This is a genomic window from Streptomyces sp. NPDC015661, assembly GCF_043077765.1.
GTDB lineage: Bacteria > Actinomycetota > Actinomycetes > Streptomycetales > Streptomycetaceae > Streptomyces.
This window is the reverse complement of the sequence record NZ_JBIBST010000004.1, coordinates 187,631-207,869: the sequence shown is the minus strand read 5'-3', so window position 1 is coordinate 207,869 and position 20,239 is coordinate 187,631. Positions and strand designations below refer to the sequence as shown.

Genomic DNA, 20,239 nt, shown 5'->3' with positions numbered 1-20,239 from the left:
CGCACCGTACGCCATTCGAGTGCGGCCCCGGGCAATGTCCACCCTCCGGTACGGACCTGATCCGGGTGGTGCACTATGTCCCGGTGCGAAGAGGACTCGTTCACGCCCTGGCCTGGTCGCTCGCCACCGGCGCGGCGGTCACCCTGTCCTGGTGGGGAGTGCACACGGTGCTGTCCGGCACGGTGTACGACCCGCCACTCGCACTGCCCCTCCCCGCCGGCACCACCATCGGCACGCCCGCGTCCGGCGGCGACCCGCAGACCTCCTCCACCCAACCGCCCGAGAGCGCCGATCCCTCCGCGCCCGCCACCGCGAAGTCCACGCCGAGCGAGGCCCGTACGGCCCCGGCCACACCGTCCACGACCTCTTCGCGGCGCCCGACGCCCACGACACAGACGCCCGCCGCGCCCCTGCCGGACGAGTCCTCCTCCGTGAAGACCTACCCCGTGGACGGCGGCCGGGTCACCTTCGACCTCGGCGAGACCTCGGCCGAACTGGTCTCGGCGACGCCCGCGTCGGGCTGGCAGATGCAGGTGTGGAAGCAGCCGACCTGGATCCGGGTCACCTTCACCAAGGACGGCCGCGAACTGTCGGTCTTCTGCGTGTGGCACGACACTGCGCCCCGCGTGGAGATCGACGACCGGCAGACCTGATCGCCCGGGTCAGCGGAAGACGGACGCCGGCGGTACGGGCGAGGGCTTGGCGCTGGCGTCGTCGACCGGGGACGCTCCGCCGGCGAAGTCGGCGAGGGCCCGGCCGTGTTCCACCCGGCCCGGGTGCGGGTCGGTGGCGACCCGGCGGGTCAGTTCGGCCACCGGCAGTTCGCGGTCCGAGGCGAGCAGGACGGCGTTGCCGAAGCGGCGGCCGCGCAGCACCGTCGGGTCGGCGGTGAGCGCCAGCTCGGGGAAGACGGCGGCGGCGGTGGCGATCTGGCCGCGCAGATGGGTCAGCGGCGGACCGTCGGCGAGGTTCGCCGCGTAGAAGCCGCCGGGCGCCAGCACCCGCCGTACCTCGGTGAGGAACTCGGTGCTGGTCAGATGGGCCGGGGTACGGGCCCCGCTGAACACATCGGCGATGACGAGGTCGGCCCAGCCGTCCTGGACCTTGGCGAGCCCCGCGCGGGCGTCGGTGGAGCGGACCCGGATGCGGGCCCCCGCGTCGAGGGGCAGTTCGCGGCGGACCAGCTGGACCAGGGGCCCGTCGAGCTCCACGATCTGCTGGGTGGAGCGGGGCCGGGTCGCGGCGACGTACCGGGCGAGGGTGAAGGCGCCCCCGCCGAGGTGCACGACCTGGAGCGGCCGGTTCGGCGGGGCGGCGAGGTCGGCGATGTGGCCGAGGCGCCGCTGGTACTCGAAGGTGAGGCGGGCCGGGTCGTCGAGGTCGACGTGCGACTGCGGGGCGCCGTCGATGAGCAGCGTCCAGGCGCGCGGGCGCTCCCGGTCGGGTATGAGTTCGGCGAGACCGCCGTCGACGGTCTCGACGACGGAGACGGCCGCCGCCGCCCGGTCACGCTGTTTGTTCCTGGCCACGGGCCCATTATCCGGGCAAGCCCGGACAGCAGCTCAGTGGCAGCCGTCGGCCGCCTCGATGAGACGGGCCGCCTCGCCGAGCGCCTCGCGCAGGACGACGGGGTCGGTGACGGGGTCCGTGTCGCCAGGGGGCAGCAGCCAGCCGGCCGGCCGGGGCGCGTCGCCCGCCGGTTCGGGGAGCTCCGGCAGCTCGGGGAGGCGCAGACCCCGGCCCGAGGTCCTCGTACAGGCGCTGCCCGGCATGTCCCAGGCGGCGGCGGTGCCCGGGGGCACCAGGAAGCCGAGGGTGTCGCAGGTGCCGTCGTGGACGACGGGACCGACGGCCGGGGCGGCGGCGCGGCGCAGGATGTCGACGGCCTCCAGGCCCTGGCGGACCGGGACGGTCACCAGGTCCCAGGGTCCGGCGGCGGGCCTGTGCCCGTCGGCCTCCGCGGCGGACGTCTGGCGCACGGCCTCCGGGGCGGATGTGTGGCGCACGGCCTCAGGGGCGGGCACGTGCCGCGTGGCCGACTGCGAACCGATCTCCGACATGGGGACCCCTCCTCGCTCCAGAGGAGACACGTTCCGTCTCTCCCTTACGGTTCAACGCCCGTGCGCGTCAACGGCTACGGCGGGATGCCGCCGCAAAGGATGGCAGTTCATGGCAGATCACAGGCGAGATATCCGATTTGTAGCCAAACTCAGCGTACGCATCCGGTCACAGCAGGTACGTTCATGCCCGCCGGACACCCGGCAGCACCAGGAGAGGGCTCGGCCATGGCGATGTCACGGGCAGTTCCCAATCTCGCCTTCCGTCGGCTCCGCGGACAGCATTCGCCGGCGGAGTTCGCCGCGGCGGTCCGCCGCGCGGCGCGGGAGATCGGCGAACAGGTCGCGTGCGACGCCCGCTACATCGGGCGCGTGGAAGCGGGCGAGATCCGCTGCCCCAACTACGCGTACGAGCGGGTCTTCCTGCACATGTTCCCCGGTCTGAGCCTCTCCGACCTGGGGTTCTCCGCGCGGGAGACGGTGCGCGGCCGGCGGCAGGCCGTCCCGGCCGGGGCAGCGCCTCCCGCCGCCATCACCACCCGGAACGATGAGGAGAGCGACGTGCTGCGTCGCGCATTCATGACGAGCGGCTCCGCCACCCTGGCGGCCGCCTCGCTGGGACTCGGCGGCCCCGCCGTCGCGATCCCCTCCCCCCGCGGCAGCCACCGGATCGGCGAGTCCGAGGTGCGGGCCGTCGAGGACGCCGTACGGCGGATCCGGCTGCTGGACGACCGGCACGGCGCCGACGGGCTCTACAAGGTGGCCGCCCAGCCGCTCCGTACCGCGTACGCGCTCCTCGACACCGGCACCATGACCCGCCGCTCCACCGAGGACCGGCTGCACGCGGGCGCGGGCGAGCTCTCCCTCTCCGTCGGCTGGCTGGCCCACGACTCGGGGAGGCACGAGGACGCGCGCTCGCACTACGCGGAGGCGCTGGCCACCGCGCGCGTGGCGGGGAACGCGGCCCTGGAGGCGCACGCCTTCTGCAACACCTCGTTCCTGGCCCGGGACACCGGCCGCCACCGCGAGGCGGTGCGGGCGGCGCAGGCCGGGCTGCGGGCCGCGCAGCCGCTCGACTCGGCCCGGCTGCTCTCGCTGCTCTCGCTGCGTGAGGCGGGCGCGTGGGCGGGGCTCGGCGACCGGTCCGCCTGCGAGCAGGCCCTCGGCCGCGCGCACGGCTGGTTCGACCGGGGCCCGGCCGAGGGCGACCCCGAGTGGATGTCCTTCTTCGGCGAGCCGGAGCGGGAGGCCCTGGAGGCCGGGTGCTGGGCGGCGCTCGGCGACTGGGGCCGCGCGGCGCGCCACGCCCAGCGGGCGGCGGTCCTGCAGAACCCGCACTTCGCCCGGAACCTCGCCCTCTACCGGGCCCACCTCGCCAAGGCCCTGGCGCACGCGGGCCGCCCGGACGAGGCGGCGGCGGAGGCGCGGCGCGTCGTGGACTCCCTCGACGGCATCGCCTCGGCCCGCATCCGCGACCTGCTGTCGGAGACGAGCCGCGTGCTGGCCACCACACGCTGACCCGGGGCCTGGCTCGTACGGACCCGGGGCGCCTGCTCGTACGGACCCGGGGCGCCTGCTCGTGCCGACCGGGGCGCCTGCTCGTACGGACCCGGGGCGCCTGCTCGTGCCGACCGGGGCCTACGCCTCCAGGTGGCCCGTGTCGTTCCAGCGTTCGACCGCCGGGGCGCCGTACGCCCAGCCGAGGACCGAGAGGCTCGTCGGGTCGAGGCGGATGCGGGAGGCGAAGGAGACGTCCTCGCCGAGCCAGCGCGCGCCGATCGACCGCAGGATGTGGCCGTGGGCGAAGACCAGCACGTCGCGGTCGGCGGAGCGGGCCCACTCCACGATCTCGTCGGCCCGGTCCGACAGCTCGCCGAGGGTCTCGCCCTCGGGGACGCCGTCGCGCCAGATGAGCCAGCCCGGCTGGATCTTCTGGATCTCGGGCGGGGTCAGCCCCTCGTACGCCCCGTAGTCCCACTCCATCAGCGCGTCCCAGGGCTCGGCCCTGTCCCCGAAGCCGGCGAGCTCGCAGGTCTCGCTCGCCCGGACCAGCGGGCTGGTGCGCACCTCGACACCGGGCAGCCCCTGCCAGGGACCCCGGTGCAGGCGCTCGCCGAGCAGCTTCGCGCCGCGCCGCCCCTCGTCGAGCAGCGGTATGTCGGTCCTGCCGGTGTGCCGGCCGAGAAGTGACCACTCGGTCTGGCCGTGCCGGGCGAGCAGGATGCGCGGTGCCATGGGAAAGACGCTCCAGGGGTTCACGGGTGCGGACGTGCCTCTCCCCATCATCGCCGACCTGAATTCGGGGTGGACTCCGGGCAACCCCCCGGGGCCGTGCGGCGTCCCTCCCCCGGGGCGATCACCGACGGGGGGACCCAATTCATGCGCAGGCCACGCTGGTGGGCGGAGCTGTCCCTGATCGCCGTCGTGTACGCGGCCTACTCGGGCGGGCGGCTCCTGGCGAGGGGCGACGAGGCCTCGGCCGTGGAGCACGGGCTCGCGATCCTGCGGTTCGAGGAGAGCCTCGGGATCGACGCCGAGCACGCTCTGAACCCGCTGTTCACGGGCGTCCCCGCGCTCGGGATCCCGGCGGACTTCGCGTACGCCTCGCTGCACTACCTGGTGACCCCGGCGGTCCTGATCTGGCTCTTCCGGCGCCGCCCCGCCCAGTACCGGGCCGCCCGGACCTGGCTGATGGTCTCCACCCTGCTCGGTCTCGTCGGCTTCACGCTCCTGCCGACCTGCCCGCCCCGGCTGCTCGACGCGGCCCACGGCTTCACGGACACGATGGCGCACTTCAGCGCGTACGGCTGGTGGGGCGGCGAGGCCAGCGCGCCGCGCGGGCTCGGCGGGATGACGAACCAGTACGCGGCGATGCCCAGCCTGCACGTCGGCTGGGCGCTGTGGTGCGGCGTGATGCTGTGGCGGTACGGGCGCACCCCGCTCACGAAGGCCCTCGGGCTGGCGTATCCGCTGGTCACGGCGCTGGTCGTGATGGGCACCGCCAATCACTATCTGCTCGACGCGGTCGCCGGGGCCGCGGTGATGGGCGCCGGCCTGCTGCTCGCCCCGTACGTGCTGCGGCTCGCCGACCGGATCCGCGGAAGGGCGGAAGCTCCCCCGGTTGTCAGTGGCGGATGCGAGACTTCCACGGGTGAGCGCATCCCTGGACAGCGGTCTGTCCGCACCACCGCAGACAACACGTCGAGCGCTGCTCGCTGAGCTGCGCGGACCGGGCGTCGTGCCGCGTCCGCTGGACGCGCGGGCGCTGGCCGCGCTCGCCGCCAATCCGGGCTGCAAGCGGCGGGCCATCCTCGACGGCGCCGGGGTCGACAAGTCGGCGCTCGCCGCGAAGCTCGGCTCGCCTGCCCCGTTCGGCCAGTCGCAGTTCGCGATAGTCCGGGGCAACTCCTTCGAGGCGAAGGTCAAGGCGGACGGCGGCCGTGAGCTGCTGCGGCTGATCGGCGTCGAGGAGCCGGGCGAGGTGTCCGTGCCGGACCTCGCGGCGGCCGGGCCCGAGGGCCGGGTGGCGCGCACCGCGCTCGCGCTGCGGGAGGCGACCGCGGCAGGGGCCTGGGCGCTGCTCGACCATCCGCTGCTCGCCCTGGAGGTCGCCGGCTCCCCCGTCCATCTGGAGCCGGACGCGGTGGTCGTGCACCCCGACGGCGGGTGGACGGTGGTGGAGATCAAGTCGTTCCCGATGATCGACGGCTCGGCCGACGCGTCGAAGGTGGGCGCCGCGGCCCGCCAGGCCGCCGTGTACGTGCTCGCCCTGGAGCGGGTCGCGGCGCGTACGGAGGGGGCGCGGGTCGCGCAGTCGGTGCTCCTCGTCTGCCCGAAGGACTTCTCGAACGTGCCGGCGGCCTCGGTGGTCGACGTGCGCAAGCAGCGGTCGGTGACCCGGCGGCAGCTGGCCCGGCTGACCCGGATCGACGAGATCGCGCGGGCCCTGCCGGAGGGCCTCAGCTTCGACGTGGTGGAGCGGACGGCGCAGGAGCTGACGGCGGCCGTGGAGTGCGTGCCCCACCAGTACGCGCCGGAGTGCCTGGCCGCCTGCGAGCTGGCCTTCCACTGCCGGTCGCGCTCCCGGGAGGCGGGCGCGGTGGAGACCCTGGGCCGTTCGGTACGGGGAGAGCTGGGCGGCCTCACGACGGTCGGCGCGGTCCTGGCGGCGGCGCGCGGCGAGGAGGGCGACCCGGAGGACCCGGCGGTGGCGGCCCTGCGCCGGGCGCGGGCGCTGCGCGAGGAGGCCCTGGCGGGGGTGGCGGCATGTCGCTGATCTCCACGCTCGCCCGGATGGAGGCCGTCGAGTCGGGCCGGGCGCAGCCGCTCGCGACCGTCCGGCACCGGCGCCTGTCGGAGCGGCCGCTCGTGCTCGTGCCGCTGACGACCGCCGGTGAGGCGGGCGCCCCGCTGGGCGCCCTCGTCGGCACCGACCCCGGGGAGCCGAGGCTCCTGGTGGTGTCGCAGCCCCGGGACCGTGACCTGCGCTTCGCGTTCCTCGCCGACCTGGCCGAGGAGATCCTTCCGTACGTCGACTCGTTCACGGACGTCGTCGAGGCGGCCGAACGGAACGAGGTCGACCCCGAGACCGGCAAGAAGGTGAAGGTCGAGGTCGAGCTGTGCGCCGACGCGCCGCAGCTGATCGTGCCGAGCCGGGCGGGCATCGAGTACGTACGGCTGCTCGGGCGGTCCACGCGGTTCCGGCGGACGGCCGAGCAGGACCCGGAGACGCCGTTCCCCGCCCCGCCGCGGGTGCCGCTGCTGGGGCGCTGGCTGACGCACTTCGGCGAGCGGGCCCGCGTGCCCGGCTCCTCGCTGCTGCTCGCCGCGACGGACCTCCTCAACCGGCACTGGGCGACCGGCCAGTCGTCCCTGGAGGACCAGCACCTGGGCGCGCTGCTCGCCTGGATCGACCCGCGCGACGGCGAGCCGGGTCCGGAGGGGGCCCTGCGGGCCGAGGTCGGCCGTGACCCCCAGGGGCAGCTGCTCTGTCCGCCGGCCGGCCCGGCCACGGACCCGGCCTTCGACAACAAGCTCCTGGCGCCCGCGATCGAGCGGTACGACCGGGCCCGGCAGGCGCTCGGCGCGGCCGAGGACGGCGAGGCGGCGGACAGCGGCCTCGGCGAGCTGCACGCGGCCGAGCGGGAGCTGCGCCGGCTCGTCGCCTCGCAGCTGAAGCCGACCTGGGACGCGGTCTGGCAGGCGATCGGGCTGCTGAGGGAGCTGCCGGAGGGCGCCAGGGTCGAGGACCGCTGGACCCGGGACCGCTGGTCCTTCACCGGCCACCGCGACCGGGTCGCGGCCGGCGAGCCTCCGCAGCCGCGCCGGGACGACGCGGTGACGGCGGCGCAGAAGCTGGCCGCCCGCGAGCAGGCGCAGGGCCAGCTGGAGGCGCAGGAGGCCCTCGACGACCCGCTGGTCCTGGCGGGGCGGCGGCTCGCGGGCGAGGCGTTCACGGCCGAGGTGGTCGAGGTGACGATGGCGTGGACGGAGTCGAAGCGGCCCGCGCCGCGCCCGCTGGTCACGGTCCGCACGGACGACCGGCCGCACCTGGGCGAGAGGGTGAAGGTGTACCGCTCGCTGGACGGCAAGCCGCAGACGGCCGAGTTGGTGCGGTTCGAGGAGGACGGCTCGCTGCTCCTGCGGATCCTGGACCGGATGGGACGGTCCAAGGAGCCCGCGGAGGGCTCGGTGCCGGAGAAGGGCGAGCGGATCGCCTGGACGCTGTTCGAGCACGACCAGCGGGTGGGGCCGAAGCTGCCGGACCCGGAGGAGACGCCCTGGACGCACGGCGGCCCGCCGCGTACGGACGCCGTGGAACTGCCCGACGCCGTGACCCCCGAGGACGTCCTATGACCGTGTTCGACGCCGTGGCCCCCGAGGACGTCCTGTGACCGTGTTCGACACCGCGACCCCCGAGGACGTCCTGTGACCGTGTTCGACACCGTGACCCCCGAGGACGTCCTGTGACCGTGTTCGACGCCGTGACCCCCGAGGACGTCCTGTGACCGTGTTCGACCCGTCCGCGGAGGCCGCCCGCGCGACGTCCGCCATCCTCGCGGACACCCTGCACGGCACCGCGCGCGGCGTCGTCGTGGACTCCCCGCCCGGCGCCGGGAAGTCGACGCTCGTGGTCCGTGCCGCCCTCGAACTGGCCGCCGCGGGACGGCCCCTGATGGTGGTCGCCCAGACGAACGCGCAGGTGGACGACCTGGTGCTGCGGCTCGCCGAGAAGGAGCCGGACCTGGAGGTCGGCCGACTGCACTCGAGCGACTCCGACCCGTACGACAAGGCGCTCGACGACCTGGCCAACGTACGGAAGTCCGCGAAGGCGGGCGAGCTGACCGGGCTGCCGGTCGTGCTGTCCACGGCCGCCAAGTGGGGGCACGTGAAGAACGTCGAGCCGTGGGCGCACGCGATCGTCGACGAGGCGTACCAGATGCGCTCGGACGCGCTGCTCGCGGTGGCGGGCCTCTTCGAGCGGGCGCTGTTCGTGGGCGACCCCGGGCAGCTCGACCCGTTCTCGGTGGTGGGCGCGGACCAGTGGGCGGGGCTCTCGTACGACCCGTCGGCGAGCGCCGTGTCCACGCTGCTCGCGCACAATCCGGAGCTGCCGCAGCACCGGCTGCCGGTCTCCTGGCGGCTGCCCGCCTCGGCGGCGCCGCTGGTGTCGGACGCGTTCTACCCGTACACGCCGTTCCGCAGCGGCACCGGGCACGGGGACCGGAAGCTGTCCTTCGGGGTGGCCTCGGACGGTTCGGGGACGGACCGGGTCCTCGACGAGGCCGCCGAGTCCGGCTGGGGCCTGCTGGAACTCCCGGCCCGGCACACCCCGCGCACCGATCCGGAGGCGGTCGGGGCGATCGCCCTGATCGTGCGCCGGCTTCTGGACCGGGGCGGCGCGGCGGTCTCGGAGCGTTCGGAGACCGCGGTCCCGCTCACCCCGGACCGTGTCGCCGTCGGCACCGCCCACCGCGACCAGGCGGCGGCGGTCCGGGCGGCGCTCGCGGACCTGGGCGTGGCGGGCGTGACGGTGGACACCGCGAACCGGCTCCAGGGCCGTGAGTACGACGTGACGGTCGTCCTGCACCCGCTGTCGGGCCGCCCGGACGCGACCGCCTTCCACCTGGAGACCGGCCGGCTGTGCGTGCTGGCCTCCCGGCACCGGCACGCGTGCATCGTGGTGTGCCGCGCGGGCGTGGCGGAGCTCCTCGACGAGCACCCGTCGACGGATCCGGTGCGGCTGGGGGTCGCGGTGTCGTTCCCCGACGGCTGGGAGGCGAACCACGCGGTCCTCTCCCACCTGGAGGAACACCGGGTCAGCTGGACGCCCTGAGCGCGGCCGCGTGGGTGAGGAGTTCGTCCACGGACCACTGGTCGTAGGCGTGTTCGCCGTACTTCGCGGCGGCGATCCGGCCGTCCGGGGTGATCAGGAAGTCGGCGGGGAGGCCGAGCCGGCCGGCGGGCTGGGTGGTGGCCGGGAGGTGTTCCCGGCCGCGGAGGACCTGCCAGGTGCCGCTGAGCACGGCCCGGACGATGGCCGGCCAGGCGCGCGGGTCGAGCAGTGCCCGGCGGTGGGACTCCACGCCGAACTCCGCGTACAGCAGCCGGTCGGGGTCGGCGACCACCGGGAACGGCAGGTGTTCCACGTGCTCGCGGAGTTCCTCGGCCGGCGAGTGGAAGAGCACGACCTCCCGGATCCCGGCCCGTTCGATCTCCTCGTGCCGCAGGACCACCGACCGCAGGTGCAGGTTGCAGACCGGGCAGCCGGCGAAGCGCCGGAACTGGACGTGGGTGGGGCGCTCGGGGTCCGGGAGGGTGAGCGGGGGCCCGAGGACCGCGGCGAGCGTCCGGGCGGGGACGGACCGGCCGGGCCGCAGACGGCCGTGCGTGCGGGGCGGGGTCGGGGCTGAGCGCATGGGACACCTTCCTCGGGGAGGCACGGAGGCATACGGGCGTACCCCCGAAAGCGTAGGCGTACGCCGTACTCCTAACAGCGTAGGCGTAGGGCGTACGCTGTCAACCACCATGCCCCGCCCCCGCTCCCTCTCCCCGGACCAGCCGGCCGCCGCCGCCCTCGCCGTCATCGACCGCGACGGCCTCGCCGCCCTCTCCATGCGCACGGTCGCCAAGGAGCTCGGCATGAGCACCATGGGGCTCTACCGGTACGTGGCCGACCGCGACGAGCTGGAAGGGCTCGTGGTCGAGCGGATCCTGGCCGCCGTCGACACCACGCCGCCCGCCCCGGAGATCCCCTGGCGCGACCGCGTCGAGCTGATGGTGGCGCGGTTGCGCGACGCCGTCGTGCGGCATCCGGCGGCCATCCCGCTGACCGTCACCCACCGGCACCGGGCCTCCGGCGGCCTGCGCTGGTCGGAGACCGTGCTCGGGATCCTCGCCGGGGCGGGGATCGACGGCGGGAACCGGGTCGTCGCCCTGCGCGCGCTCCACGGGTACGTGACCGGCGCCATCCAGCTCGAACACCTCGGGCCGCTCGCCGGCCGGGGCACGGAGGCCATCGCCGCACTGCCCGCCGACCGCTTCCCCCGGCTCGCCGAGACCGCGCGCGACGCCCGCGCGATCGGCCCGGACGAGGAGTTCTTCGGCGGCCTGCGCCTGCTCCTGCGCGGCCTCGGCAGCGCGTAGGGCGGGGCGCTTGGGGCAGCGCGCGGGGCGGGGCGCACGGGGCAGCGCGCGGGGCGGGGCGCACGGGGAAGGCTTCGCGCTCTTGCGGGGCGCGGGACAATGGAAGGTGGCCCGGGTCTCCGGGCCGTGCCTGTGCGAGGAGGAGAAGAACGATGGCGGAACCCGCGGAGCGGAGCGCACAGCGGAGGCTTCGGCCGGCACCGCTGATCTTCGAGCCTGCCGAGGCGACCGCCGATCCGGAGCACTTCTTCGACCTGGAGTCGATAGAGGATCCCCGCGAGCTGCTGTCCCGGGCGACGGAGCTGACGCTCGCGTTCCGGGCGGCGACGGACCGGGCGACCGAGTTCCAGGCGATCGCGGCCGCGCAGCTCGCGGATCCGCGCCGGTTCGACCGGCTGACGGCGGCGGACGTCGCCGAGCGGGCGGAGTGGACCGAGGACTACGCCCGGAGGATGATCGAGTTCGGCCAGGACCTGATCCGTACGAACGGCCGCCCGTCGGAGGACTGAGCCGCGTCGGACCGGCCCTCCCGGGCGAGGCCGCACCGCCTGGCCCGGAGACGTACATCTGACCGAAAAAGCCCCCCTGGCATATGCCGAGGGGGCACGATACTCCTCGCCCACCCCTCCTGTCCGGGATTCCGGGAACACTCGGCAATCGCGACGTCACGCCCGGTAGACCTGCTCCATGACGACCTGGCTGCGCGACGAGACCCCGCACGACATCTTCCGGTTCCTCCGGGAGGGCGACGAGGGACGGCACCAGACGGCCCGGGTGACCGCCGACGGGGCCTCCTGGCTCGCCTCGGCCGCCGGGGGTCGCGACGGCTCCGCGCTGACCCGCTGGGAGTCCCGGCCGGCCTCTCCGGCGGCGCTGCCCTGCGGCACGGTCTTCGACGTCGTCAACGTGGACCCGGTCTTCGGGCGCCGGATGCTGGACCGGCTGTGGGAGGAGGGCCCGGGTTCGGGGCCCGTGGCGATGCACCGGGGCCGGATGATGCTGTTCGCCGCGCCGGGGACGGCGCAGCGGCTGCCGGCCCTGCTCGACTGGGAGGAATGGGGGGAGGCGGTCCCCCGGCCGCTCTGTCACGGCCTCGGGGACGCGGTGACCGTGCCGCCGCTCGTGCCGTCCGGCCCCTCCGGACCCCGCTGGCTGGTGGCCCCCGACTCCCGGAGCCCGTGGCTGCCCGGCCCCGAGGTCGTGCTCTGGGCCTGCGTGCGGGCCGTCCGGGCGGCCTCCGCCGCCGACGTGCGGGTATCGATTTTTCCTCCCGCCGATCCGGATGCTAATGTCTACGACGTCAGCAGGCGCCGCTAGCTCAGTTGGTTAGAGCAGCTGACTCTTAATCAGCGGGTCCGGGGTTCGAGTCCCTGGCGGCGCACAGACGGAAGAAGCCCCTCGCGGAAGCGGGGGGCTTCTTCGTGTTCCGGGTCACCCCCTGCCGGGCGGGGTGATCTTCACGTTCCAGACGCCGGACCCGGTGCGTTCCAGCACCTCCACGCGGACCCCCGTCCCGGGCACGGTCAGGGTCTCGCCCTCCTCGACGGGGGCGTCCGCGAGCGGCGGGTAGACGGAGCGCTCGACGCACGCCTCGGTGTCCGGGTGCGCGTCCACCACCTCGACCGGGCCGTCGCCGGAGGCCGCGCCGTTGCGGACCCGGTAGACGAGGACGCCCTCGGTGCAGGTGTCCGCGTCGTTCCCGGCCTTGCTGCGGGCCTCGATCGCGAGGACGCTGTCGGGGCCGGTGCGGACGACGGCGAGCCGGGTGCCGAGACTGCCGCCGGCGGCCGGCGGGACGTCGGTCGGCTCCAGGCTGACGAGCCGGGCCCCGGCACCCTGGACGCAGGTGACCTGGGCGCGGGAGAGCCAGCCGAGCTTCCACTTGTGCCAGCCGAAGAGGTCCGGGGAGAGCCCGAACTGGCTGCCCATGACGTCCCAGTCGCCCACATAGGTGTCCCAGTCGCCCTTGCCGTCCAGCGGGCGGCGGTAGAGGTCGGGCAGGTCGAAGACATGGCCGGTCTCGTGGGCGAGGACGTTGCGGTCGGGCGGGTGCCGCTCGAAGACGGTGACCACGCGCTTGATCTCGGTGCCGTCGGCCTCCAGCGGGTGCTCCAGGTTGACGACCTTGGTCGCGTCGGAGTCCACGCCGGGCGCGTCCGGGTCGGCGACCAGGTAGACGATGTCGTACCGGGAGAAGTCGACGTCCTTGTCGGCGGCGGCGATCGCGTCGCGGAGGTAGGCGGCCCGCTTCCCGGCGTCCCAGTCCCGCCGTATGTCGTAGTCGCCCGACTCGTGCGGCATCGGGGTCCAGCCGGCCCGGGGGTGCGGGCGCAGGCTGAAGCGCCCGTAGGAGGCGCGGTCGAAGAACTCGCTGGTGGCGGGGAAGTGGTCGGCGGCGAGTTCCGCCGGTTCGGTGAGCGGGGCGGAGTCCGGGAAGGACAGGAAGATCATGACCGCGTCGAGCGTCCGGTTCGGGCGCGGGTAGGAGCCGTTCCAGGTGTCGAGGCCGAGCGAGTGGTGCGCTGCGGTACGGGGCAGGGCGCAGGGACTCGCCGAGGACGCGCCGACGGCGGGGCCCGCGACGAGCCCGGTGGCGGCCAGGGCGGCGAGCGAGGTGAAGGCCGCCGCGCCGGCACGCAGCCGTGGGCGTTCCACTCCCCCGGGTGGCTGCTGAGCCCTCACGTGGACCTCCGGATCGGGAATGCGGGACACCCCACCCACCTTGTGCCGGTTCGCGGCGTTTCGCATGTTTCCGCTGCCCCGGTCGGGTGAGGGTCCGCCACGGGGTCGACGCGACACGAGCGCGCTTCAGCTCACGGAAAGTCACATTCGGTCATGACCCCGACGGCCCGTGTCAGACCTGCGCAGAAACGATCGGGCGGGCTGTCGCGGTGGGCCGCCTCACAGCAGCCGGACTCCGTCACCTCGGCCTCGGAGCTGGAAGGCTCCCCCGGCTGGCTCTATGATCGGCTCACTCTTCCTTGGCCGACCATCCCGACCACATGTGACCGGCCCGACTGCACACGGGAGCGAGCGGTGAACGGAACCCCCGAAGGACCGGTGCACCCAGAGCCGGCGGAGACACACGCGGCCGAGCCCGCACTCACGGAGCGTCACCTCGCGCGCCGGGCGGCCGAACTCAGCGACTGCCGCGCCGCCTTCCGGGTCGCCCAGCTCGCCATGGCCGTCGTCGACGAGGACGGCGTCGTCGTCCTCGCCAACGACTCCTTCGGCACCCTCCTCGGCGCCGAGCCCTCGGCCCTCCGGCAGCAGGCCGCGGCCGACCTCGTCGACCTCGCGTCCGACGGTCGCACCTGGCACGCCTACCGCGAGGTGCTCGGCGGCCGCCGCTCCCGCTTCCGCTGCACCCGCCGCCTCAAACACGCCGACGGGCGCTCGCTCTGGGCCGAGGTCACCGTCGCCCCGGTGCCCGACAGCCGGCGCGTACTGCTGTCCATCGCGGACATCAGCGACCGGCGCGAGCTCCACGCCCGGCTGCGCCACCTCCAGATGCACGACCCGGTGACCCGGCTGCCCAACCGCGCGCTGTTCTTCGAGCGCCTCTCCGCCGCCCTGGAGACCGCGGCCCAGGACGCCGCCGCGAGAACCGAACCGGTCGTCCCGTCACACGAATCCCATGAGTCATACGAGTCGTACGGCTATGGCAGAACAGGGCGGATCGGTCTCTGCTACCTGGACCTCGACGGCTTCAAGGCGGTCAACGACACCCTCGGGCACCGGGTCGGCGACCGGCTCCTGGCCGCCGTCGCCACCCGCCTGACGGAGTGCGCCGACAGCGACGGCTACACCCGCAACGGCGGCCACCTCGTGGCACGGCTCGGCGGCGACGAGTTCGCGATCCTCGTCGAGGACTCCACCGGCACGGAACAACTGGCCGACCTGGCCCGCTCGGTGCTCGACGCGCTCCAGCGCCCCTTCGACCTGGGCGGCCGACGGCTCTCCGTCTCCGCCTCCATCGGCGTCGTCGAGCGGACCGGCCGCGGGACGACGGCGACCGCCCTCATGCAGGCCGCGGACACCACGCTGTACTGGGCGAAGGCCGACGGCAAGGCCCGCTGGACGCTCTTCGACCCCGAGCGCAACGCCCACCGGATGACCCGGCAGGCGCTCTCCTCCACCCTGCGGCCGGCCGTGGAGCGCGGGGAGTTCGCCCTGGAGTACCAGCCGCTCGTGGACCTGGCCGACGGGGCGGTGCGCGGGGTGGAGGCGCTGGTGCGCTGGAACCACCCGCAGTTCGGCTCGCTCGCGCCGAATCGGTTCATCGGGATCGCCGAGGAGGACGGCTCCATCGTGGAGCTGGGGCGGTGGGTGCTCAACACCGCCTGCCGGCAGGCCCGTCAGTGGCAGAAGGACCATCCGCGCGAGCGCCCCATCTTCGTCAGCGTCAACGTGGCGGTCCGTCAGGTCTGGGACTCCGACCTGGTCGCGGACGTGGCCGGCATCCTCGCGGAGACCGGCCTCGCGCCGCACCTGCTCCAGCTGGAGCTGACCGAGTCCGCCGTGATGGGCTCGAACGGCCGGCCGATCCAGGCGCTCCAGGCGCTGAGCGACATGGGGGTGCGGATCGCGATCGACGACTTCGGCACCGGCTACTCGAACCTCGCCTATCTGAGCCGGCTGCCGGTCTCGGTGCTGAAGCTGGACGGCTCCTTCGTCCGCGGCTTCCAGGACGAGGAGCACGCCAACCCGGCGGACGAGCTGATCGTCGAGGCGCTCGTGCACCTCGCGCACCGGCTCGGTCTCACCGTGACCGCCGAGTGCGTGGAGACGGCCGGGCAGGCCAGCCGGCTGCGCCGGATCGGCTGCGACACCGGGCAGGGCTGGCTGTACTCACGGGCGGTGGCCCCGGACCGCATCGCCGAACTGATCGGCACGGAGCCGCAGCCGGCGTGAGGCCCGCGGGCATGGAACTGCCCCCGGCCGGAGGGACATTCCGGGCGGGGGCAGTGGTTCATGCGGGGCAGTGGATCATGCGGGGCAGTGGTTCACGCGGGGCGGAGGATCAGCAGGCGCCCTGGTCCTTCCAGACGCCCCACTCGCCGGTCGTGCCCGGCTCCTCGTTCTGGGTCCACCACTGGGCCTTCCAGGTGTGGCCCTTGTGGGAGACGAGGCTGCCGCCGGTGTAGACGGTGCCGGCCACGTACGCCGGGGCGGTGCAGCCCGTGGGCGGCGTCGTCGGCGGGGTGGTGGTCGGCGGGGTCGTGGGCTCCGTCGTCGGCGGGGTGGTGGGCGGCGTGGTCGGGGTCGTCGGGGACGAGCCGACCGCCGTCACGATGTCCTTGAAGAGGGTCGCGTTGGCGTCGAGGCCGAGGAGCGAGTACATCATCGCGCCGGCGAGACCGCGCTGGTGGGCGTAGTCGGCGCGGGCCTGGATGGTGCGCTTGTCCAGACCGGTGAAGAACTCGCCGTCCTTGAAGAAGTACGCGGACTTGGCCTGGTCGTCCCAGAAGGTGGTGGCGGCGTTGTCGACGATGCCGCCGAGCTCCTTGTAGTACGCGATGCCGGCCGCCTGGCTCAGCGGGCGGGCGTTGGAGCCGCCGGTGGCGGTCTGCGCGAGGCCGTTGGTGGTCCCGGCGGGGACGCCCTTCCAGCCGCGGTAGTAGAACTCGTAGCCGAGGGTCAGCTTGTTCGCCGGGAAGCCGCCGGTGATGCCGTAGGCCGGCTTGCCGTCGATCCAGGAGTCGATCGCGTTGTCGATCGAGTACTTCTCGGTGCCCGGCTTGATGACGTCGGTCGGGTCGTTCGTGCCGGAGTACAGCGGGGACTGGTGGTACGTCGGCCCGTCGCCGTCCCAGGCGCCGTGCATGTCGTACGTCATGATGTTCGCGTAGTCGAGGTACGCGCCGATCTTGTCCGTCTCGATGTTCTTGATCTTGTCCTGGCCGGCCGGGAGCGCGGCGGTCAGGAGGTACTTCTTGCCGCCGTGGGCCGCGCCGTACTCGTCGAGCTGCTTGCGGAACTCGGCGAGGAGGAGCGTGAAGTTCTGCTTGTCCTCGGGGGCGTAGTGGTTGCCGAGGTGGCCGTCGGGCGAGCCGGGGTACTCCCAGTCGATGTCGATGCCGTCGAAGATGCCGGCCGCGGTGCCGGGGCCGCCGAAGCCGCCCTCGACGGGCAGGTCGCCCTGGATGTACTGCTTGATGCAGGAGGCGACGAGCTTCTTGCGGCTCGCGTCGGTCTTGGCCGCGTCCGAGAAGTACTTGGAGTAGCTCCAGCCGCCGATCGAGATGTTGATCTTCAGCTGGGGGTGCTTCGCCTTCAGCTCCTTGAACTGGTTGAAGACGCCCACGATCGGCTGGTCCCACTTGTCGGCGACGCCGTCGACGCTGTCCGCCGCGGAGAAGGACTTCTGGTAGTCGGCGTACGAGTCGCCGGCGCCGTCACCCGCGCTGGGGTTGTTGTCGTCGCCCGCGGCTTTGTTGGCCTCGAAACAGGTGAGGTCGGTGGGGTGGATGTTGCCGAACGAGTAGTTGATGACGTCGAGGTTCGCCGCGATGCCCCGCTCGTCGAGGTGCTTCGGGTAGAAGGCGTTCCCGTAGACGCTCCACTGGTCGTAGTACGCGATCTTCACGCCGCCCGTGGAGGCGGTGGTGGTGGTCTCGGCGGCCTGGGCGGAGCCGAGGCCGGCGGTGGCGGCGAGGGCGCCGGCGGCGAGGGCCGAGCTGAGGAGCGCGGCGATCAAGGGCTTACGGGGGTGCACGTGCTGCCTCCGGAAGGGGGTGGCGGTACGGAAGTTGGAGCAGTGATATCCGCCGCATGAACAGCGCGTCAATGGTCTGAACCAGATTGAGGACTAGACCAATTTGAGCAAGAAAGCCCTTGTCAGAGCCGTGAAGCACAAAACGGAACCGCTCGCCACCATCGGTGACGAGCGGTTTAAGGTTCGCTTAGGGGAGGACGGTGGTTCGTTCGGGAGTGAACCAACCGGCCCCCGACATCAGGGTTTTACGGCTCGGGAACTTCCGGCAGCTCCGGAAGCTCGTACGCGTCGGCGATCAGCTCGTAGCTCCGCACCCGCTCCTCGCCGCCGTGCCCGTTGGCCGTGATCATCAGCTCGTCCGCGCCCGTCCGCTTCCGCAGGTCGTCCAGGCCCGTGCGGACCTCGTCCGGGGTGCCGTACACGATGTTCGCGAGCCAGCCGTCCACGAACTCCCGCTCGGCGGGGCTGAATCCGTACGCCTCCGCCTCCTCCGGCGTCGGCACCAGACCGGGCCGGCCGGTCCGCAGCCGCAGCATCGCGAGCGCGCCCGCGAGGACCTGGCGGCGGGCCTGCGCCGCCTCCTCGGCGGCGAAGGCCGAGACTCCGATCATCGCGTACGGGGCGTCGAGCACCCCCGAGGGCCGGAACGAGTCCCGGTAGAGGTCGAGCGCCGGGATCGTGTTCCTGGCCGAGAAGTGATGGGCGAAGGCGAACGGCAGCCCGAGCAGACCCGCGAGGCGGGCGCTGAAGCCGGAGGAGCCCAGCAGCCAGATCGGCGGCCGCCCCTTCGGGCCCTGCACCGGCCCCGGCACGGCGTGGATCCGGGCGTACGGGTGCCCGTCCGGGAAGTCGTCGTCCAGGAACCGGGTCAGCTCGGCGAGCTGCTCGGGGAAATCGTCCGCCCCCTCGTTGAGGGTGTCGCTGCGGCGCAGGGCGGCGGCCGTCGCGCCGTCGGTGCCGGGCGCGCGGCCGAGGCCGAGGTCGATCCGTCCGGGGGCGAAGGCCTCCAGGGTGCCGAACTGCTCGGCGACGACGAGCGGGGCGTGGTTGGGCAGCATGACGCCGCCCGAGCCGAGCCGGATGCGGCGGGTGTGCGCCGCGAGGTGGGCGAGGATCACGGCCGGGGAGGAGGAGGCGACCCCGGGCATGGAGTGGTGCTCGGCCACCCAGTGCCGGTGGAAGCCGCGCCGCTCGGCGAGCCGGCTCAGCTCGACGCTGGTGGCGAGCGCCTGGGTCGCGGTCCGCCCGCTGCCGACGGTCACCAGGTCCAGTACGGACAGGGGTACGGGCGCGGTCCCCCGCGCCTCTCCTCGAATAGCGTCGGTCACCGTCGGGGCCCTCCTCGGCACACGGGCAGATGCTTCCGGATGCATCTGGCCAGATACATCCGAGCAACAACAGGAGGGCGCCTCCGCTTATTCCGCCGCGGCCTTCCCGACGCCTCTTCTTCTGCCGCACGGCACCCCACGGTGTCCCACGGCGTCCCGCGGCGTCCCGCGGCGAAAATTTCTCCTCCGGCCCCGTGGCCGAACACCGACGCCCGACACCCCGGCGCACGCCCCTGACCTGAGGCTCTGCGCACCACCCATGACATGGGCATATGCCAGAGTGGCGAAGCCCAGCCCAGGGGCCCGGTGCTCCGCATCATTCTCGCCAACAGCCGCCCCGTAAACGGTCCTTGGCGGCTATCGTGGTACGAAAGCTTGCGGTCACAACCTGGTAGGGGGAAACCGTGGCGCTGAAGCCCGAGCCCACCGCGCCGTTCCACTCGGTGCAGTACGCCCTTCGCGTCCTCGAGACGGTCTCACGGCACGGTGGCGGAGTGACAGACGTCCAGATCGCGCGCGAGACCGGCCTGCCCGTCGCCCACCTGTCCTCACTTCTCCTCATGCTCCGCCGCGAGGGGTACGTCGAGCAGGTAGCCGACGGCGCGTATGTGATCGGGGACTCCCTCGTCCTCCTCGGCTCCGGCCTGACCCGCCGCGAAGCCCTGGAGGCCAAGCTCCAGGAGACCCTGACCGAGCTCCGCGACTCCGTCGGAGCAGCGGTCTACATCAGCCGGTACATCGACGGCGAAGTGAAGATCACCCAGTTCGCCGACGGCCCGCGCACACCCAAGGTCAACGAGTGGGTGGACTTCCGCTCGGCCGCGCACGCCAGCGCGGTCGGCAAGTGTCTGCTCACCCAGCTCGATCAGAACGGCCGCCGGGACCACCTCTCCCGGCACAAGATCGCCCGGCTGACCTCCCGGACGATCACCAGTGAGCGGATCCTCTTCTCCAAGCTCGACAGCCAGCCGGCCACCGTCCCCGTGCTCGACCTCCAGGAGTACGCGGTGGGCACGGTCTGCGCGGCCGTCCCGCTGACGGCGGGCTCGGCCGTGGGCTGCCTGGCGCTCTCCCTGCCGATCGAGCACGCCCACCGGCTGCGCGCGGCGGCCGACACGCTGAACCGTCGGGCCGCTCCGGTGGTGCTGTCCCTGGCCATCTGAGGCCGCCGACGGACCTGGTCCCGAGGGGTGGTCATGAGCACCCCTCGGGACCAGGTAGTATTTTCTCTGTCAGCAGGCGCCGCTAGCTCAGTTGGTTAGAGCAGCTGACTCTTAATCAGCGGGTCCGGGGTTCGAGTCCCTGGCGGCGCACAGACAGAGAAGGCCCCCTCACTTCGGTGAGGGGGCCTTCTTGTCGTGTCCCGCACCCGGCGGTCACGCCCGGAGGTCACACCCGCCGGTCCCGCGCCCGGCGGTCACACCCGAAGGTCACACCCGCCGGTCCCGCGCCCGGCGGTCACGCCCGGAGGTCACACCCGCCGGTCCCGC

The 20,239-nt window shown here is 73.4% G+C and carries 18 protein-coding genes and 2 tRNA genes; 13 read left to right on the top strand and 7 right to left on the bottom strand.

Features of this window, described 5'->3' with window-relative positions:
- Positions 1-83 precede the first annotated feature (83 nt).
- Complete coding sequence (locus tag ACF07V_RS12885; RefSeq protein WP_392153691.1) at positions 84-653, top strand: hypothetical protein; 570 nt, start codon at positions 84-86, stop codon at positions 651-653.
- A gap of 9 nt (positions 654-662) precedes the next feature.
- Here ACF07V_RS12885 and ACF07V_RS12880 read toward each other — a convergent pair whose 3' ends face one another.
- Positions 663-1,529, bottom strand: a complete 867-nt coding sequence (locus tag ACF07V_RS12880) for a spermidine synthase (protein WP_392153689.1) — start codon at positions 1,527-1,529, stop codon at positions 663-665.
- Positions 1,530-1,562: 33 nt separating this feature from the next.
- Positions 1,563-2,060 (bottom strand): hypothetical protein, encoded by a 498-nt coding sequence (locus ACF07V_RS12875; protein WP_392153687.1) that lies wholly within the window; start codon positions 2,058-2,060, stop codon positions 1,563-1,565.
- Between the two features lie 225 nt (positions 2,061-2,285).
- On the opposite strand from ACF07V_RS12875, the gene ACF07V_RS12870 reads away from it, so the two are divergent.
- Positions 2,286-3,575: a tetratricopeptide repeat protein gene (locus tag ACF07V_RS12870; RefSeq protein ID WP_392153686.1), complete on the top strand. Its 1,290-nt coding sequence runs from the start codon at positions 2,286-2,288 to the stop codon at positions 3,573-3,575.
- 120 nt (positions 3,576-3,695) lie between these two features.
- On the opposite strand, the gene ACF07V_RS12865 is transcribed toward ACF07V_RS12870, so the two are convergent.
- The gene (locus ACF07V_RS12865; RefSeq protein ID WP_392153684.1) at positions 3,696-4,292 is read right to left on the bottom strand and encodes a histidine phosphatase family protein; all 597 of its coding nucleotides are present in this window, start codon (positions 4,290-4,292) and stop codon (positions 3,696-3,698) included.
- 144 nt (positions 4,293-4,436) lie between these two features.
- On the opposite strand from ACF07V_RS12865, the gene ACF07V_RS12860 reads away from it, so the two are divergent.
- The 4 genes from ACF07V_RS12860 (at position 4,437) to ACF07V_RS12845 (ending at position 9,393) form a co-directional block, all read left to right on the top strand.
- Entirely contained in the window at positions 4,437-5,276 is an 840-nt protein-coding gene (locus ACF07V_RS12860; protein WP_392153682.1) for a phosphatase PAP2 family protein, read from the top strand.
- A complete protein-coding gene (locus ACF07V_RS12855) occupies positions 5,209-6,333 on the top strand; it encodes a hypothetical protein (protein ID WP_392153680.1) in 1,125 nt (374 codons plus the stop codon). The genes ACF07V_RS12860 and ACF07V_RS12855 overlap by 68 nt, the downstream gene beginning before the upstream one ends.
- Positions 6,324-7,913 carry a hypothetical protein gene (locus tag ACF07V_RS12850; RefSeq protein WP_392153679.1) on the top strand — a complete coding sequence of 530 codons (1,590 nt, stop codon included), beginning with the start codon at positions 6,324-6,326 and terminating at the stop codon, positions 7,911-7,913. The genes ACF07V_RS12855 and ACF07V_RS12850 overlap by 10 nt, the downstream gene beginning before the upstream one ends.
- A gap of 148 nt (positions 7,914-8,061) precedes the next feature.
- Positions 8,062-9,393 (top strand): AAA domain-containing protein, encoded by a 1,332-nt coding sequence (locus ACF07V_RS12845; RefSeq protein ID WP_392153677.1) that lies wholly within the window; start codon positions 8,062-8,064, stop codon positions 9,391-9,393.
- On the opposite strand, the gene ACF07V_RS12840 is transcribed toward ACF07V_RS12845, so the two are convergent.
- A complete protein-coding gene (locus ACF07V_RS12840) occupies positions 9,377-9,976 on the bottom strand; it encodes a peroxiredoxin-like family protein (protein ID WP_392153675.1) in 600 nt (199 codons plus the stop codon). The genes ACF07V_RS12845 and ACF07V_RS12840 overlap by 17 nt on opposite strands.
- Before the next feature lie 109 nt (positions 9,977-10,085).
- On the opposite strand from ACF07V_RS12840, the gene ACF07V_RS12835 reads away from it, so the two are divergent.
- From ACF07V_RS12835 to ACF07V_RS12820, 4 genes are all read left to right on the top strand, one after another.
- Positions 10,086-10,703 (top strand): TetR/AcrR family transcriptional regulator, encoded by a 618-nt coding sequence (locus ACF07V_RS12835; protein WP_392153673.1) that lies wholly within the window; start codon positions 10,086-10,088, stop codon positions 10,701-10,703.
- Between the two features lie 152 nt (positions 10,704-10,855).
- Positions 10,856-11,212 carry a hypothetical protein gene (locus tag ACF07V_RS12830; RefSeq protein ID WP_392153671.1) on the top strand — a complete coding sequence of 119 codons (357 nt, stop codon included), beginning with the start codon at positions 10,856-10,858 and terminating at the stop codon, positions 11,210-11,212.
- 178 nt (positions 11,213-11,390) lie between these two features.
- Positions 11,391-12,020, top strand: a complete 630-nt coding sequence (locus tag ACF07V_RS12825; protein WP_392153669.1) for a hypothetical protein — start codon at positions 11,391-11,393, stop codon at positions 12,018-12,020.
- Positions 12,011-12,084: transfer RNA gene (locus ACF07V_RS12820), tRNA-Lys, on the top strand. The genes ACF07V_RS12825 and ACF07V_RS12820 overlap by 10 nt, the downstream gene beginning before the upstream one ends.
- Positions 12,085-12,134: 50 nt before the next feature.
- Here ACF07V_RS12820 and ACF07V_RS12815 read toward each other — a convergent pair.
- Positions 12,135-13,385, bottom strand: coding sequence for a M6 family metalloprotease domain-containing protein (locus ACF07V_RS12815; RefSeq protein ID WP_392154190.1), 1,251 nt, complete (start codon positions 13,383-13,385; stop codon positions 12,135-12,137).
- Between the two features lie 354 nt (positions 13,386-13,739).
- On the opposite strand from ACF07V_RS12815, the gene ACF07V_RS12810 reads away from it, so the two are divergent.
- Complete coding sequence (locus ACF07V_RS12810; RefSeq protein WP_392153667.1) at positions 13,740-15,617, top strand: putative bifunctional diguanylate cyclase/phosphodiesterase; 1,878 nt, start codon at positions 13,740-13,742, stop codon at positions 15,615-15,617.
- A 109-nt stretch (positions 15,618-15,726) separates the two neighbouring features.
- On the opposite strand, the gene ACF07V_RS12805 is transcribed toward ACF07V_RS12810, so the two are convergent.
- On the bottom strand, positions 15,727-17,421 hold the full coding sequence (locus ACF07V_RS12805; protein WP_392153666.1) for a glycosyl hydrolase family 18 protein: 1,695 nt from the start codon (positions 17,419-17,421) through the stop codon (positions 15,727-15,729).
- Between the two features lie 245 nt (positions 17,422-17,666).
- Complete coding sequence (locus tag ACF07V_RS12800) at positions 17,667-18,794, bottom strand: LLM class flavin-dependent oxidoreductase (protein ID WP_392153664.1); 1,128 nt, start codon at positions 18,792-18,794, stop codon at positions 17,667-17,669.
- A 359-nt stretch (positions 18,795-19,153) separates the two neighbouring features.
- On the opposite strand from ACF07V_RS12800, the gene ACF07V_RS12795 reads away from it, so the two are divergent.
- Positions 19,154-19,912, top strand: a complete 759-nt coding sequence (locus ACF07V_RS12795) for an IclR family transcriptional regulator (RefSeq protein WP_017237127.1) — start codon at positions 19,154-19,156, stop codon at positions 19,910-19,912.
- 76 nt (positions 19,913-19,988) lie between these two features.
- A tRNA-Lys gene (locus ACF07V_RS12790) sits at positions 19,989-20,062 on the top strand.
- Positions 20,063-20,239 lie beyond the last annotated feature (177 nt).